The organism is Actinoplanes lutulentus (assembly GCF_003259845.1).
In the GTDB taxonomy this organism is placed as follows: Bacteria; Actinomycetota; Actinomycetes; order Mycobacteriales; family Micromonosporaceae; genus Actinoplanes; species Actinoplanes lutulentus.
In genome coordinates this window covers 1-14,167 of the sequence record NZ_QLMJ01000028.1, presented here as the reverse complement: position 1 = coordinate 14,167, position 14,167 = coordinate 1, and the positions used below count along the sequence as shown (strand labels likewise).

Annotated in this window: 13 protein-coding genes; 5 read left to right on the top strand and 8 right to left on the bottom strand. The window is 70.0% G+C overall.

Annotated features, from left to right (window positions below; all coding sequences use genetic code 11):
* Nucleotides 1-327, top strand: a complete 327-nt coding sequence (locus tag B0I29_RS41510) for an SRPBCC family protein (protein ID WP_245973166.1) — start codon at nt 1-3, stop codon at nt 325-327.
* On the opposite strand, the gene B0I29_RS41505 is transcribed toward B0I29_RS41510, so the two are convergent.
* Nucleotides 320-3,541 (bottom strand): AAA family ATPase, encoded by a 3,222-nt coding sequence (locus B0I29_RS41505; protein ID WP_245973165.1) that lies wholly within the window; start codon nt 3,539-3,541, stop codon nt 320-322. The genes B0I29_RS41510 and B0I29_RS41505 overlap by 8 nt on opposite strands.
* Before the next feature lie 247 nt (nt 3,542-3,788).
* Here B0I29_RS41505 and B0I29_RS41500 point away from each other — a divergent pair, with 247 nt between their 5' ends.
* Nucleotides 3,789-4,289, top strand: coding sequence for a hypothetical protein (locus tag B0I29_RS41500; protein ID WP_111654687.1), 501 nt, complete (start codon nt 3,789-3,791; stop codon nt 4,287-4,289).
* Nucleotides 4,290-4,350: 61 nt separating this feature from the next.
* Here B0I29_RS41500 and B0I29_RS41495 read toward each other — a convergent pair whose 3' ends face one another.
* From B0I29_RS41495 to B0I29_RS41470, 6 genes are read right to left on the bottom strand one after another with little or no spacing between them, the layout of a single operon-like run.
* A complete protein-coding gene (locus B0I29_RS41495) occupies nt 4,351-5,115 on the bottom strand; it encodes an SDR family NAD(P)-dependent oxidoreductase (RefSeq protein ID WP_111654686.1) in 765 nt (254 codons plus the stop codon).
* Nucleotides 5,106-6,386: an enolase C-terminal domain-like protein gene (locus tag B0I29_RS41490; protein WP_181558246.1), complete on the bottom strand. Its 1,281-nt coding sequence runs from the start codon at nt 6,384-6,386 to the stop codon at nt 5,106-5,108. The genes B0I29_RS41495 and B0I29_RS41490 overlap by 10 nt, the downstream gene beginning before the upstream one ends.
* The gene (locus B0I29_RS41485) at nt 6,383-7,210 is read right to left on the bottom strand and encodes a fumarylacetoacetate hydrolase family protein (RefSeq protein ID WP_111654685.1); all 828 of its coding nucleotides are present in this window, start codon (nt 7,208-7,210) and stop codon (nt 6,383-6,385) included. The genes B0I29_RS41490 and B0I29_RS41485 overlap by 4 nt, the downstream gene beginning before the upstream one ends.
* A complete protein-coding gene (locus B0I29_RS41480; RefSeq protein ID WP_111654684.1) occupies nt 7,207-8,034 on the bottom strand; it encodes an amidohydrolase family protein in 828 nt (275 codons plus the stop codon). Before B0I29_RS41480 ends, B0I29_RS41485 begins: the two co-directional genes overlap by 4 nt.
* Nucleotides 8,031-8,984, bottom strand: coding sequence for an aldo/keto reductase (locus tag B0I29_RS41475; protein ID WP_111654683.1), 954 nt, complete (start codon nt 8,982-8,984; stop codon nt 8,031-8,033). Before B0I29_RS41475 ends, B0I29_RS41480 begins: the two co-directional genes overlap by 4 nt.
* Nucleotides 8,981-10,066 (bottom strand): mandelate racemase/muconate lactonizing enzyme family protein, encoded by a 1,086-nt coding sequence (locus B0I29_RS41470; RefSeq protein ID WP_111654682.1) that lies wholly within the window; start codon nt 10,064-10,066, stop codon nt 8,981-8,983. Before B0I29_RS41470 ends, B0I29_RS41475 begins: the two co-directional genes overlap by 4 nt.
* Before the next feature lie 78 nt (nt 10,067-10,144).
* Here B0I29_RS41470 and B0I29_RS41465 point away from each other — a divergent pair, with 78 nt between their 5' ends.
* The 3 genes from B0I29_RS41465 (at nt 10,145) to B0I29_RS41455 (ending at nt 12,734) form a co-directional block, all read left to right on the top strand.
* Nucleotides 10,145-10,816, top strand: coding sequence for a GntR family transcriptional regulator (locus B0I29_RS41465; protein ID WP_111654681.1), 672 nt, complete (start codon nt 10,145-10,147; stop codon nt 10,814-10,816).
* A gap of 97 nt (nt 10,817-10,913) precedes the next feature.
* Nucleotides 10,914-11,420 carry a DUF4240 domain-containing protein gene (locus tag B0I29_RS41460; RefSeq protein WP_111654680.1) on the top strand — a complete coding sequence of 169 codons (507 nt, stop codon included), beginning with the start codon at nt 10,914-10,916 and terminating at the stop codon, nt 11,418-11,420.
* A gap of 57 nt (nt 11,421-11,477) precedes the next feature.
* Nucleotides 11,478-12,734 carry a sensor domain-containing phosphodiesterase gene (locus B0I29_RS41455; RefSeq protein WP_111654679.1) on the top strand — a complete coding sequence of 419 codons (1,257 nt, stop codon included), beginning with the start codon at nt 11,478-11,480 and terminating at the stop codon, nt 12,732-12,734.
* Between the two features lie 15 nt (nt 12,735-12,749).
* Here the strand turns inward: B0I29_RS41455 and B0I29_RS41450 are convergent, their stop codons facing one another.
* Nucleotides 12,750-13,718 carry a diacylglycerol/lipid kinase family protein gene (locus B0I29_RS41450; protein WP_111654678.1) on the bottom strand — a complete coding sequence of 323 codons (969 nt, stop codon included), beginning with the start codon at nt 13,716-13,718 and terminating at the stop codon, nt 12,750-12,752.
* Between the last annotated feature and the right edge of the window lie 449 nt (nt 13,719-14,167).

Below are 14,167 nucleotides of genomic sequence, written 5' to 3'. Positions count from 1 at the left end.
ATGAGCACGCAGACGTTCGAGTGCACCGAGACCATCACCCGCCGGGAACCGGTGGACCTGCACGAGATCCCGGTGGCAACCGTCGTTCATTTCGAGCGTGAGATCGTCGGCGGTGGAATGTGGAGCGTCGCGCGCGAGCGGCTGACCGAAGCCGGCCCGCAGAGAACGCTCTGGCAGAGCGAGAACGAATACCGGTTCAGCGGTTTGCTGATGCGGCTTGTCGGGTTCGTGATGCCCGGCGCCTTCCGCAAGCAGTCACGACAGCACATGCAGGACTTCAAGGCGTTCGCCGAGCAGGGGCAGGACGTCCGCGACGAAACTAGCTGAGCAGCGTTTCCCGGCTCGGCGGTCGCCCCGATCGAGGACACGTGAGATCGGCCAGGAAGCTCTCGGCGCGGCGGGCGAAGAGGTGCGCACCTCGTTCGCCGGACCGGACCCGGGCCTCGTCGGCGGCGGCTCGGACCACAGAAACCGGTTCGCCGCGAGCGTGCAGCAGGCGCGCGCGCAACAACAGGAGAAGGCCTTCGGCATACCGCTGGCCGTAAGCCTTGACGGCCTGGTCGGCCCGGTCGAGGGCGGCCGCGGCCCGGTCGGGCATCGCGGCTGCCAGCCACATCTCGGCGATCAGTCCGTACCAGTAGGCGAGGCCCCACCGTGGCGGGTCGGCCAGGGTCGCGGCCAGCAGATGTTCGGCCTCGGCCGCGTTGCCGGCCGGGTCGTCTCCGGTGAGGGCGCGGGCCCAGTGCCAGTCCAGCCGAATGTAGGCTTCCTGCGCGACGCCGGGCTGCTCGGCACCGGCCGCGACCCACCTCTCGGTCGCGTGCAACGCCCAGGCCGCGTCCCCGGCCATCGAAGCGGCCATGGTCTGGTACCGGGTCCAGCCCGACATCTCGAAAGCGTCTCCCTCGGCCTGGTACACCGTGCCGAGCAGGGATCGTCCCGTCTCGACATCGCCGTGCAGCGTGGTGATCACGGCCAGATACCCGACCCACTCATCCGGGATCCGCCAGCGTCCGAGGTCGTCGCGGCGTCGAACCGGGACACCCGCGACCTGGCCGGCGAGGTGGTACAGGCTTTCCTGAGCCTGCCCCGGGTGCGGGCCGGCCGAGTTCGCGAGCAGCGAGGCAACGCCGTCCACGGTGGTGCGGCCCAGCCAGCTGAAGCACTGGAACGCCGCGCCGATGTCGCCGATGTCCCAGTGGTACAGGCCCCAGGCCTGCCGGCCGTACGCCTGGATGATCGGGTCCGCGGACGACTGGCCTTGCTCGTGCAGCCGGCGAGCCCACATCCCCCGGTCTTTCTCGGTGGAGACATAGGCCCCGGTCATCCGGAAGAAGAGGAACTCGGCGGCGGCCGTCTCACGACCGAGCCTGCGGGCAAGATAGGCACCCCGTTCCAGCAGATCAAACGTCGACCCGCCCATGCCCGGGGGCTCGACGGCGAGCAGGTTGAGCAGCGACAGGACGGACAGTTCCAGCTCCGGCAGCCCCGCCGTCCGGGCGATCCGGACGGCCGCTTCCAGGTTCCGATAGGCGGCCGCGAACGCGAGCTTGGTCGCCGCGCGGTGACCGGCACGTGCCAGTGCCTTCGCGGTGCGACCCGGGTCGGCCAGGGGGCCGGCGCCCCGCAGGTGGTACGCGAGGCGTTCGGCGATGGACTCGTCGTCCGCATGGAGGTGTTCGAGGGCGTCGGCGACGCGCAGATGCAGCTGGACGGTCTGCTTGCGCGCGGTGGTCTCGGTCACCGACTCGCGGACCAGGTCGTGCGCGAAGCGCCACGAGAACGGGTCGTCCCCGGTGGTCTCCAGCAGACCGAGTGCCTGCAGCGGTTCGAGGCGTTCGAGGCAGTCCGCGATGTCGGCGCCGATCGCGCGGGCGAGCAGGTCGAGGTCCACGTCGCGGCCGATGACCGCGGCGAGGCGCAGCAACCCGTGCGCGCTGTCGTCGAGACCGGTCATCCGATCGCGGACGACGTCGCGCACGGTGGCCGGCACCCCGGCCCGTACCGATGCGCCGCCGACGCCGAGCGAGCCGCCATCGCTGAGCAGCCGGGACAGTTCCTGGACGAAGAACGGATTACCGGCGGTGCGGGCATGGATGTCGCGGGCGACCTCGGCACCGGGATCGTGGCCGGTCTCGCGGCGGATGAGCTCGGTCACGTCGCTCACGCCGAGTGGGCCGAGCCGGATCCTGCGGTGGCCGGGCTGCCGGCTGGCCTCCGCCAGCACCCGCGACAGGCGGGAGCCGGGCGTGGGTGCGCGATCACGCAGCACACCGATCATCACCGTGCCGGCGGGTAAACGACCCGCCAGATGGCCGAACAACTGGAGCGAGGCGGCGTCGGCCCACTGCAGGTCATCGATGATCAGCAGCAGGGGCCGCAGCGCCGAGGCCTGCCCGACGACGGTGACGACCTGCTCGAACAGCCGGAACTGCGCACCGCCGCCGGGAATCTCCCACGCGGCCGCGGCATCGTCGTCTCGCGGTTCGACGAGACTGCCGAGCTCACTCTCCCGCAACGGCGTGGGCAGGCTGTCGAGGATCGGGCGCAGCGTCTGTTCCCAGGGCCACATCGACGGTGTTCCGTCGCCCTCCAAACACGACCCCCACACGACCAGTGCGCCACGCCGGTCCGCCTCGGTGGCGATCTCTCGCACCAGGCGGGTCTTGCCCACGCCCGGCTCGCCCTCGACGATGCGCAGCGCTGGGCGCCCGGCGAACGCCACCTCGACGGACTCCCGCAGCAGGGCGATTTCCTCGGCCCGGCCGACCAGTCCAGGTGCCGTTCGCACCGACGCACTGCCAACCCCCTCTTCGGTACGCACGACGAGCGGCGAGTTCGAGGACTGCGACAGCACTCGCAGGTGTGCGGCCTGCAGCTCCGGCCCAGGATCGATACCGATCTCGTCGGCGAGGCGGGCGCGGACCTCGCGGAACAACGACAGTGCCTCCCGCTGACGTCCCGCCGCACCGAGGACCGAGATGAGGCCGGCCTGAACGGGTTCGTGGAACGGCGCCATCGATGCGGCCAGCTGCAACGCCGCCAGCACCCGTGCCGGTCGGCGCAGCGACACGGCCAGTTCGGCCGCCTCGGTGCAGGCGGCGTAGAACTCGTCGTCGATGGCGGTGAAGATCGGTTGCGCGGTGGACCGGTGCGTGAACCCGTCGCCCGCAGGGCCCCGCCAGAGGCCGAGCGATGCGACATAGCGATCGAGCGCCATTTCCAGGCGTCGCTGGGCGAGGGCCTCCCTGGCCGCCTCGACGAGTTCCCGGAAGGTGACGAGATCCAGCATGCCGGGTGCCGCGGTGAACAGGTACGCGTTTCCGCGGCGGTGCAGGTAGGAACCGTGGGTCCGGGCAGGGACCGCGGGTTCGAGCAGCCGCCGCAACGCGCCGACGTATTTCTGGATGACGTTGAGCGCAGTGCTGGGGACCTCGTCGTCCCAGATCAGGTCCATCAGCTCGCTCGTGCTGACCGGCCTGCCCGCCCGGGCCAGCAGCAACGCCAGCAGATAAGCCTGCTGCCGGGGACCGGCATCCACCTCGGCACCGTCGCACCACACCCGCAACGGACCAAGCACCTGAAGGCGTAAGCGAGTGTCACCGGCCGGCCGGTCGTCATTGCCCGGCTGGGCAGGATGAACGGGCAGGGCCACGCCGACTCCCGGGTGATACGCAGATTGCCGGCCAGCAACCGTCAAAATCGCACGCTAGCAGCCGCGAAACCCGCGGGTCCACGGTCGGCAACCGATCCAGTCGCTGTAAAGAGGCTCGATCTAGCCTCCGGGAATGACCATCAAGCACACCGCATATGCGACGGTTGACGCGCCCCACCCGGAGATCGACCTGGAGAATTGGCTCTTCGGCCTCTCCGACGACGAATATCAGGCCTGTGCCCGAGGCCACCACGGTGCGGGCACGTTCACCGATGACAAAGGCCGCGGCATGGTGAACACCGAGTCGGTGGGCGGCAACCTCATCGTCCAGCACTACCGGGTCGTACGGGCGGAGAAGTCGTTCGTCGAGATGTACTCGGCCGCGAGCCGCATCTTCCTGTTCCATCTCATCCCGGTGACCGGCGCGGTGCGATGGACGCTCACGACCACGCCGAAGTCCGCCACGTCGTCCACATTCGCGTGCTCCGTCGAGGTGATCCTCTCCCCCGTGCTGGCGGTCCTGGCACGCACGATCGTGCTGGGCCTGTTCATCCGGCGGCACTGCGAGGAGGAGACCCCCAACTTCGCCGCCGACATCCTGCGCAAGCACCGCAAGGTACCGATGTCCGCCTGATAGACGGTTCCAATCCTGGCTTCAGGTTGATCGGAAATGAACCTGCCGCGGACCGCCATCGTCAACCGCGTGCCGGCAGCCGCAGCCCGGCCATCCCTCCGTCCACCGCGAGGGACATTCCGGTGGTGGCGCCCGACGCCGGCGACGCCAGGTACGCGATCGCGCCGGCCACCTCGTCGGCCGTCACCAGGCGGCCGGTGGGCTGCCGCGCCTCCAGCCGGGCCCGCTCCCCCGCCGGATCATCGGTGCGCGCAAGCAGTCGTGCGACCCACGGCGTGTCCACCGTGCCCGGAGCCACACAGTTGACCCGGATACCCAACCCGACCAGGTCCGCGGCAGTGGAGAGCGTCAGCGCGTGCACCGCCCCTTTCGACGCCGAATACAGCGCCCGCTGCACCAGGCCCGCGTTCGCCGCGATCGACGAGAGGTTGACGATCGCGGCGGCCCGGCTGCGTCGCAGATAAGGCAGGGCCGCAGCGGTGGCCCGGGCGATGCCGACCACGTTGATGTCGAGGACCCGGTGCCATTCCGAGTCGTCGTTGGTGTCGATGCCGCCGACCGCGCTGATCCCGGCGTTGTTGACCAGGATGTCGATGCCGCCGAACTCCGCCGCCACGGCGGCCATGGCCGACTCCAGCGACGCCCGGTCGCCCACGTCGGCAACCACCGGCAACAGCGAGGAGGCCGGCTCGCCCGGGTTGAGGTCGAGCACCCCGACCCGCGCCCCCTGCGCCCGAAGCAAGGCCGTGACGGCCGCGCCGATGCCCGATCCCCCTCCGGTGACCACCGCGACGAGGCCGGTGAACGGATGCGCGATCAGATCCATGCGGGACCTCCGGGATAAGAGAAGTGCTGCAGCGTCGAAGGGTGGATCTCGGCCGAGAAACCCGGTGCCGTGGGCACCTGATAGGCGCCGTCGCGGATCACCACCGGGTCGAGGAAGTGCTCGTGCAGGTGATCGACGTACTCGATGCTGCGGTCGGTCAGCGAACCGGACACCGCCACGAAGTCGAACATCGACAGGTGCTGGACCAGCTCGCACAGGCCCACCCCGCCGGCGTGCGGGCAGACCGGGCGGCCGAATTTGGCGGCCAGCAGCAGGATCGCCACGTTCTCGTTGACCCCGGCCACCCGGCAGGCGTCGATCTGGACCACGTCGACCGCTTCGGCCTGCAGGAGTTGCTTGAAGACGATCCGGTTCTGCACGTGCTCACCGGTCGCCACCCGGATACCGGCCGGATGCAACTGCCGGCGGATCGCCGCGTGCCCCAGAACGTCGTCGGGGCTGGTCGGCTCCTCGATCCACCACGGTTGATACGGCGCAAGCGCGGTCATCCACTCGACGGCCTGGGCGACATCCCAGCGCTGGTTCGCGTCGACAGCGATCCGGATGCCGTCGCCGACCGCGGCACGGGCCAGGCGCATCCGCCGGATGTCGTCGTCGAGGTTGTCGCCGACCTTGAGCTTGATCATCCGGTAGCCCTCGTCGACCGCCGCAACGGCCAGGCTGACCAGTTTCTCGTCGCTGTAGCCGAGCCAGCCCGGCGACGTGGTGTACGCCGGATAACCGTGCGTCTCCAGAAAAGCGATCCGCTCACCGGCAGAAGGCCGGGCCGCTTCGAGGATGCCGAGAGCCTCGGCCGGGGTGAGCGCGTCACTGAGGTAGCGCCAGTCGACCAGGTCGACGATCTGCTGCGGGCTCATGTCGGCGAGCAGCCGCCAGACCGGTTTACCGGCGGCTTTCCCGGCCAGGTCCCAGGCCGCGTTGATCAGCGCGGCCGCGGCCAGGTGGACGACGCCCTTCTCCGGGCCGAGCCAGCGGATCTGCGAGTCGTGCGTGAGCCGCCGGGCGAATTCGCCGAGGTCGTCCACCGGCTGGCCGACGACGAACGGGGCGAGCGCGTCGATCGCCGCCCGGCAGACCTCGTTGCCACGGCCGATGGTGAACGTGAAGCCGTGGCCTTCGAGCCCGTTGTCGGCGCGCAGGACCACGTAGGCGGCGGAGTAGTCGGGGTCGGGATTCATGGCGTCCGAGCCGTCAAGGTCCCGGGAGGTGGGGAACCGCACGTCGTGCGCACCCAAGGAAATGATCTTCATGAAGCGCCCCGGATGATGCTGCGCTGGCGGCCGAGGCCGTCGATCTCGATCTCGACCACGTCGCCGGCGGCGAGGTAGGGGAAGCGGCCGGAGAGCGCGACCCCCTCCGGTGTGCCGGTGTTGATCAGGTCGCCCGGTTCCAGCACGGTGTACTGCGAGAGGTGCCAGATCAGGTAGTCGACGCCGAAGATCATGTCGGCGGTGCTGGAGTCCTGCCGCGGTGCGCCGTTGACCCAGCTGCGCAGCCGCAGCGGGCCGGGCACCTCGTCGGGAGTGACCAGAAACGGACCGAGCGGGTTGAACGTCTCGCAGGACTTGCCCTTGGACCACTGTCCGCCGGACTGGTCGAGCTGGAAGGCGCGCTCGGACACGTCGTTGGACAGCACGTATCCGGCGATGTGCGCGGCGGCGTCGGCGGGCGAGTCCAGATAGCGCGCGGTGCGTCCGATCACGACGCCGAGTTCGACCTCCCAGTCGGTGCGCTGCGAGCCGCGCGGGATCAGCACGTCGTCGTCCGGGCCGACGATCGTGTTGGGCGCCTTGTAGAACATGATCGGCGTCTGGGGTGGCTCGGCGCCGGACTCGGCGGCGTGCGCGGCGTAGTTCTGCCCGACGCAGAGCACCACGCCGGGCCGGGCGATCGGAGCACCACGGCGCTGGCCGCTGATATCAATTTCGGACAGGCCCTCGACCGACGCGACACCGCCGGCGGCGAGGAACGCGCCGGTGATGTCGCCGGTCACCGCGGACAGGTCGTAGAACCGGCCGCCGCTCTCGGCGATCGGCCGCTCCTGCCCGGCGGGCCCGACTCGCAGATACTTCACGTCAGCTCCAAGTGGTAGGTGTTGATGGCGGTGCCGCCGAAGACGTCGGCCGGCAGTCCGCCGAGCAGCGCGGTCAGGGCGTCCTTGACCTGGTGATAGGTGGCCGCGAGGGTGAGCACGGGCCAGTCCGAGCCGAACATCAGCCGGCTCGTGCCGAACAGTGCGACGGCCGTTTCGACATAGGGCTGCAGATCGGCAGGGGTCCAGGTCGCCCAATCCGCTTCGGTGACGAGGCCGGAAAGCTTGGCCACGACGTTGGGCCGGGCAGCGACCGGAGTGATCAGATCGCGCCACCGCTCGAATCCCCCGGCGGCGATCGCCGGCTTGCCGAGGTGGTCGAGGACGAACGTGGACTCCGGCAGCACGGCGGCGGCCCGCGCGACCGACGGCAGCTGCGCGGTGCGGACCACCAGTTCGTTGACCAGCCCGGATGCGGCGATCGTGGCGAGTCCTGCGCGCACGTCCGGCCGGTCCAGATGATCGTCGGCCTCGGCCTGTGCCTGGTCACGGATGCCCACGAGCAGGTGTCCGCCGGGACCGCTCCGGTACCGTTCGATGGTCGCGGCCAGATCCGGATCGGTCAGGCTCGCCCAGCCGACGACGCCGGCTATCTCCGGCGTCTCCTGCGCGATGCGCAGGAACGAGGTGGTCTCGGCAGCGTCGCACCTTCCGGCTTCGATCAAGAGGGTACGGTCGACGCCCGCGTTGCCGATCACTTCCGTCAAGTCCTCAACGGTGTAGTCGCGGCGGATCCGTTCCAGCGACGGGTCCTGAAGCCACGGATAGCCGGCGGTCCACAGGTGATGGTGCGCGTCGATGATCACGTGATCAGTCCTTCTTCTCGCAGGTCGCTCCACAGTTCGGCGGGGATCGGCACGGCCGCCATCAGCACGGCGTCCTCCACCTCCGCCGGGCTTCGCGCGCCGACGAGCACGCAGGTGACCGCGGGGTGTTCGGCCGGGAACTGGATCGCGGCGGCCCGCAGCGGCACGCCATGGCGATCGCACACGTCTTTGATGGCGAGCGCTTTCTGAAGCAGCGCGGCGTCGGCCGGCAGATAGTCGTAGCGGGCGCCCGGGCGCGGATCGGCGAGCAGCCCGGAGTTGAAGACCCCGGCGGCGATCACCGCGACCCCCTTTTGCTGGCACAGGGGCAGCAGCTCGGCGCCGCCGGACTGGTCGAGCAGCGTGTACCGGCCGGCCAGCAGCACCGCGTCCAGCAGCCCGGTGCGGACCAGATCGGTGAGCGCCTTCGCCTGGTTCATCCCGGCGGAGACCGCTGTGATCCGGCCCTGCTCGCGCAGTTCGACGAGGGCGGGCAGCGCCTCGGCGACGGCTTGGCCGAGGTGATCGTCCGGGTCGTGCAGGTGCAGGATGTCGGCGGTTTCAAGACCCAAACGGCAAAGGCTTTCTTCGTACGACCTACGAACGCCGTCGCCACTGAAGTCGAAAACCGGGGTCACGTCGGTGGGCTCGGCCCAGATCCTCTGGGTGTCCTCTCCCCCGCCGCGCAGCAGGCGGCCGACCTTCGTGGACAGCGTGAACTCGTCGCGCGGTTTGCCTTTCAGGGCAGCGCCGCCCCTCTTTTCGGCGAGGCCGTTGCCGTAAAGCGGTGCCACGTCGAAGAGCCGCAACCCCAGTTCCCAGGCTCGTTCCATGGTTTGCCTGGCCTGTTCGTCGCCGACCGGTTCGAACAATCCGCCCAGCGGTGCCAGCCCCAGACCAAGACGGGTCGCTGCCGCTTTGCCGATGTGCACTTTCTCGGTGGGATTCATGCGATCCTCCGGTCATCGATCGCGTCGTGATCCCAATCGATGCCCAGACCCGGCGTCGCCGGGGCGAGCGCCTGGCCGTCGACGATCGTGATCTCGCTGCGGGTGATCGCACGCAGCTGCGGGATGTGTTCGAGGTATCGGCTGTTCGGCACCGCGCAGCACAGGCTGACGTGCAGCTCCATCAGGAAGTGCGGGCAGACCGGCACGTTGGCGGCCTCGGCCAGGTGGGCGACCTTGAGCCACGGCGTGATGCCGCCAATCCGGGCCACGTCCACCTGGATCACCCCGGCCGCGCCGCGCCGGATGTATTCGGCGAACTGGCCGGGGGCGTACATCGACTCGCCGACCGCGACCGGGATCGACGTCGCTCGTGACAGCTGCTCGTGCCCGGCCACGTCCTCGGCCGGCAGCGGCTCCTCGAACCAGTACGGGTCGTAGCGTTCCAGCAGCCGGGCCCGGCGGATCGCGTCCGCGGCGGTCAGTGACTGGTTCGCGTCGAGCATCACGTCGAAGTCCGGTCCGACCGCGTCGCGCACGGCGGCGAGCCGCTCGGCGTCCTGCGCCGGGGTGCGGCCCACCTTCATCTTGATGCCCGGCCAGCCCGCGGCCCGGCTGGCGCGGGCGCCGGCGACGAGCTCCTCGGTGTCGAGGTGCAGCCAGCCACCCTCGGTGTCATAGAGCGGGATCCGGTCCTTCGCACCACCCGCGAGCAGCCACAACGGCTGACCGGCGGCGCGGCACCGCCAGTCCCACAGCGCGGTGTCGATCGCGGCCAGCGCGAGGGAGGTGATGGCGCCGACGGTCGTCGCCTTCGTCGTCAGGAACAGGTCACGCCAGATCGCCTCGATCCGTCGCGGGTCCTGCCCCGGAAGCCTGTCGAGGAGGTTGTCGCGGAGCAGAGCGAGCACCGCGGTGCCACCCGTGCCGATCGTGTAGCTGTATCCGACGCCTTCACCACCGTCGTCGGTCGTTACGCGTACGAAAATGGTCTCTTGTTTGATGAATGTCTGGAGAGCGTCGGTGCGCACGGTCTCGACCTCGAGATCGACCAGGTACGCCTCGGCACCGGTGATGACAGGCACGGCCCTCCCTCATGTTTCGTGGATCCTATAGGATCTTTCGTAGATGATTACCCTTCGGTTTCGGCAGGAGTCAACCCCATGACGTCGTTTCGCAGCGTGAAGCGTTCGACCCTCGGCGACGACGTCTACGAGACGCTGCGGTCGGCAGTCCTGGAGCACAGCCTCGCCCCCGGCGACCGCCTCAACATCGACGGCCTCGCCCGCGAGCTGGAGGTCTCCCCCACGCCTGTGCGTGAGGCCCTTGCCCGGCTGGAGTCCGAAGGGCTGGTCCGCAAACGCGCGCTCGCCGGCTACACGGTCAGCCCGCTGCTGACCCGCGAGGAGTTCGCCGACCTGTTCGACATGCGCCTGCTGCTGGAATGCGCCGCCGCCCGCCGAGCCGCTTCCCACGCCACCGCCGCCCAGCGTTCGTCGCTGGTGGCGCAGGCGGGCGGCGCCGCCCTCGACAACGGCGACGACCAGGCGTGGCACGCCGCCTTCACCGCCCAGGACGCGCAGCTGCATCAGCTGGTGGTGGAGGCGTCGGGCAGTCCGCTGTTGCTGGACGCGTTCACCCGGCTGCATGCCCATCTGCATCTGCACCGGCGCTATTTCCCGTACGCACACACCGGGGTCACCCACCAGGAGCACCGCGACCTGGCCGACGCCATCGCGGACCAGGACGCCGACCGGGCCGAGGCCACGATGCGCCACCACCTCAACCAGGCGCGCGACCGCCACCTGGTCGCGTTCACGCAGGAAAAGTCGTAGCAAAGACGCCGAGCGGGTCAAGCCGCAGGTCTTCTCGGCGGCGCCCCTGCCTTCGGCGTCGCGGCCGCGCGCGCTGCTACGCCCGTACCGTAAGGGCGTGAGCGTGCAGAAATTCTGGGAGCTGGTCGAAGCGGCGCGAGCTTCGGCAGGAGATCCGGCCGACGCGGATTCGGTGGGGCAACGGGCGCGGGAGCTGCTCGATGAGCTATCCCTTGACGAGGTTGCCGCGCTGGCGCGTGCGGAGTGGGAGTTGCGGGCGCGGTCCTACCGGGTGGATCTGTGGGGTGCCGCCTATCTGATCAACGGCGGCTGTTCGGACGACGGATTCGAGTATTTCCGGGGCTGGCTGATGGCGCAGGGGCGCGACGTGTTCGAGCGGGCGGTGGACGATCCGGACACCCTCGCCGACGTGCCTGCGGTGCGGGAAGGGCTGGATCTCGAGGCAGAAGACATGTTCGGGGTGGCGAACAGCGTCTACTGGGACCGGACCGGCCACGCGCCGGCGGACACCGCGGGCTACCCGCAGCTGGGCGTGTTCTGGAACTTCGACGATGAGGAGGAGAGGCGCCGGCGGCTGCCGCGCCTCGACGCCGTCGTCGAGTAGACCGGCGCCCGCGGTCAGGCGGCCCACGGCACTCAGCAACCTCATCGTATTGCCGAAATGTGGCTTGTGAGTGCCATGGACATGCGCCATGCCGTCGCCCTTGACGACGTGCTGCGTGAGGGTGCTCTGCACTGCGTCTACCAGCCGTTCGTCGACGTCGACACCGGAACGGTGCTGGCTTTCGAAGCGTTGCTGCGGGGACCGGCCGGCACCGGCCTGCAGTCCCCGCTCGCGCTGCTGGACGCCGCCCGCACCACCGGCCGGCTCGCCGACCTGGAACGTGCGTCACTGCGGGCGTCGCTGCGGGATGCCGCCGACATGTCGCAGGGCCGGCCGGTCACCCTGTTCGTCAACCTCGAACCCACGACGCTGACGCAGCGGCTGGACGTCGTCCTGGAGGCACTTGCCGCTCGCGCCGGCCACGTCCAGGTGGTCGTCGAGATCACCGAGCGCGCTCTCGCCGAGGATCTCGCCGCGGTGCTGACCGGCGCCGAACAGCTCCGCGCCGCCGGTTGTGCCATCGCTCTGGACGACGTCGGAGTCCACCCGGAATCCCTCGCGTTCATTCCGCTGCTGCGCCCGGAGGTCGTCAAACTCGACCTGAAACTCCTGCGTACGGTCAAGGACCCGGCCACCGTCGCCGTCGCCGGAGCGGTGCGTGCCTACGCCGAGCAGGCCGGCGCCGAGGTGGTCGCCGAGGGCATCGAGACGCCGGACGACCTGACCCGGGCGCTGGTCCTGGGAGCCACCCTCGGCCAGGGCTGGCTGTGGAGCCGCGGCGAGCGCCGGTTCCCGCCCTCGACGTTTCGCCCCGAACGGTTCACGGCCCGCCCGATCGGGGCGGCCCTGCGCGCCACGCCGTTCGAGCTGGTCGGTGCCGGCCATCGCATCCGGCACGCGCCCAAGCATCTGCTCGTCCCGCTGTCGAAGACCCTGGAGCTTATGGCGCTGCATGCCTCCGTGTCCCCGGTCCTGCTCGCCGCCTTCGAGCACGCCCGGTTCTTCCGCCCGGCCACGAGCCGGCGCTTCACCACGCTCGCCGCTCACCTGCCGTTCGTCGCCGCGCTGGGTGTGGACATCACTTCAGAACCAGCCCCTGGGGTACGCGGAGGCCACCTCACCGCCGACGATCCGCTGTCCAGCGAATGGACCGTCGTGGTGCTCGGCGCCCATACCGCGGCGGCGCTGATCGCCCGCGATCTCGGCGACACCGGCACGGATGCCGACCGGCAGTTCGCGTTCGCCGTCACGTACGACCGTGCGCTGGTCACCGCCGCCGCGCACTCCATGGTCGGCCGCCTCACCCGGAACTGACCCTGCCGAGCCCGGTCAGGCGCTGGTGACCTCGCGGATCTCGTCGGCGTCGCGGGAGACCGCGCCGGCGTCGTGGGCGAGGTCCGCGGCGTTCTCCGGTTGCGGCACGCACAGCAGCAGCGCCTGCGGCCGTACCGACACCAGCAGTTCCTTGCCGGGGTCGATCAGGTCACCGTCGAGCTGGCGCGGCTGGGCCCGGTTGCTGCGGATCTCCACGGTGGAGGCGGTGAACGTCTCCATCCGCGCGACCGCGCCGGTGCGGCGCAGCACTCCCCAGGCGAGCGCGAGCCAGTGCCGCAGGTTGCGGGGGCTGAGCACCGCGACGTCGAGCTTGCCGTCGTCCGGCTGGGCGTCCGGGAGCAGCCGCATCCCGCCCTGGAGCCGGCCGACGTTGCCGACGATCACCGTACGCGGGCGCCGGGTGAACGCCGGTCCACCGTCGAGCGAGATCGTGACCCGCATCGGCCGGTCGCGCAGGTGCTGGGCCGCCCCGGCGACGTAGGCGAGCCAGCCGACGTGCTTCTTCGCGGTGTCGTTTGTCGCGTCCAGCATCTTCGCGTCGAAGCCCATGCCCGCCATCACCGCGAAGCTCTGGTCACCGACGCAGCCGACGTCGATGCGCCGCCGGCCGCCCTGCAGAACGACCTCGATCCCGGTGGCGAGGTCACCGCTGAGCCCGAGGTTCGCGGCCAGCAGGTTGCCGGTACCGGCCGGCAGCACGGCGAGCGCCACGTCGGTGCCGGCCAGTGCGGAGACGCACGCCATCACGGTGCCGTCCCCACCACAGGCGAAGACCACCTCGGCGCCGTCCCGAGCGGCCTGGGCAGCCTGGCCGGCGCCCGGATCCTCCACGGTGGTCTCCAGCCACATCGGCTCGGGCCAGCCTGCCGCGGCGAGCGCTTCGGTGATGGTCTGGCGCAGTTCATCCAGGTCGGGAACCTTCACCGGGTTGACGACGACGGCTGAGCGCAGCGCTGTGTCCATGGGGGTCCTCAGGTTCGATGGTGTGACGCCTACCAGTACCCGCAACAGCCGCGACTCAGTCCCCGCCACGCGGAAAGCAGGTGAGGCGCTTGACGAAGGCGAGCGCGGTCTCGGCGACCTCTCGCAGCCGTGGTCGATCGTCAGCGAATGGCCCCGGCCCGGCATCTCCACGAACTCGGTCGCGGCCTGGTTGCCTCGCTGCTTCTCGAAGATGGCCGCGCTCGGCCGGCGGGGACGAATACACCACCGGGGTCTCGGGCGACACGATGACCGTACACCTGCCGCCCCGCCGATTACGGGTCCGCAGAGCGTCCAAACTCCTGCGTGCCAAGGGTACGAGCCGGTGAGAAGGCCCACCGGGCTCGCGCTTCCCAGCTGGGACACCACCCGGTACGTTAGTGATAGGTCAACCACTAACAAAGGAACGCGCATGACTGACACCCAGGTTT

Bases quoted from the DNA above. Each gene is read 5' to 3' on its own strand.
- B0I29_RS41510 (WP_245973166.1), top strand. From the start codon at position 1: ATGAGCACGCAGACGTTCGAGTGCACCGAGACCATCACCCGCCGGGAA.
- B0I29_RS41500 (WP_111654687.1), top strand. From the start codon at position 3,789: ATGACCATCAAGCACACCGCATATGCGACGGTTGACGCGCCCCACCCG.
- B0I29_RS41495 (WP_111654686.1), bottom strand. From the start codon at position 5,115: ATGGATCTGATCGCGCATCCGTTCACCGGCCTCGTCGCGGTGGTCACC.
- B0I29_RS41490 (WP_181558246.1), bottom strand. From the start codon at position 6,386: ATGAAGATCATTTCCTTGGGTGCGCACGACGTGCGGTTCCCCACCTCC.
- B0I29_RS41475 (WP_111654683.1), bottom strand. From the start codon at position 8,984: ATGAATCCCACCGAGAAAGTGCACATCGGCAAAGCGGCAGCGACCCGT.
- B0I29_RS41465 (WP_111654681.1), top strand. From the start codon at position 10,145: ATGACGTCGTTTCGCAGCGTGAAGCGTTCGACCCTCGGCGACGACGTC.
- B0I29_RS41455 (WP_111654679.1), top strand. From the start codon at position 11,478: ATGTGGCTTGTGAGTGCCATGGACATGCGCCATGCCGTCGCCCTTGAC.
- B0I29_RS41450 (WP_111654678.1), bottom strand. From the start codon at position 13,718: ATGGACACAGCGCTGCGCTCAGCCGTCGTCGTCAACCCGGTGAAGGTT.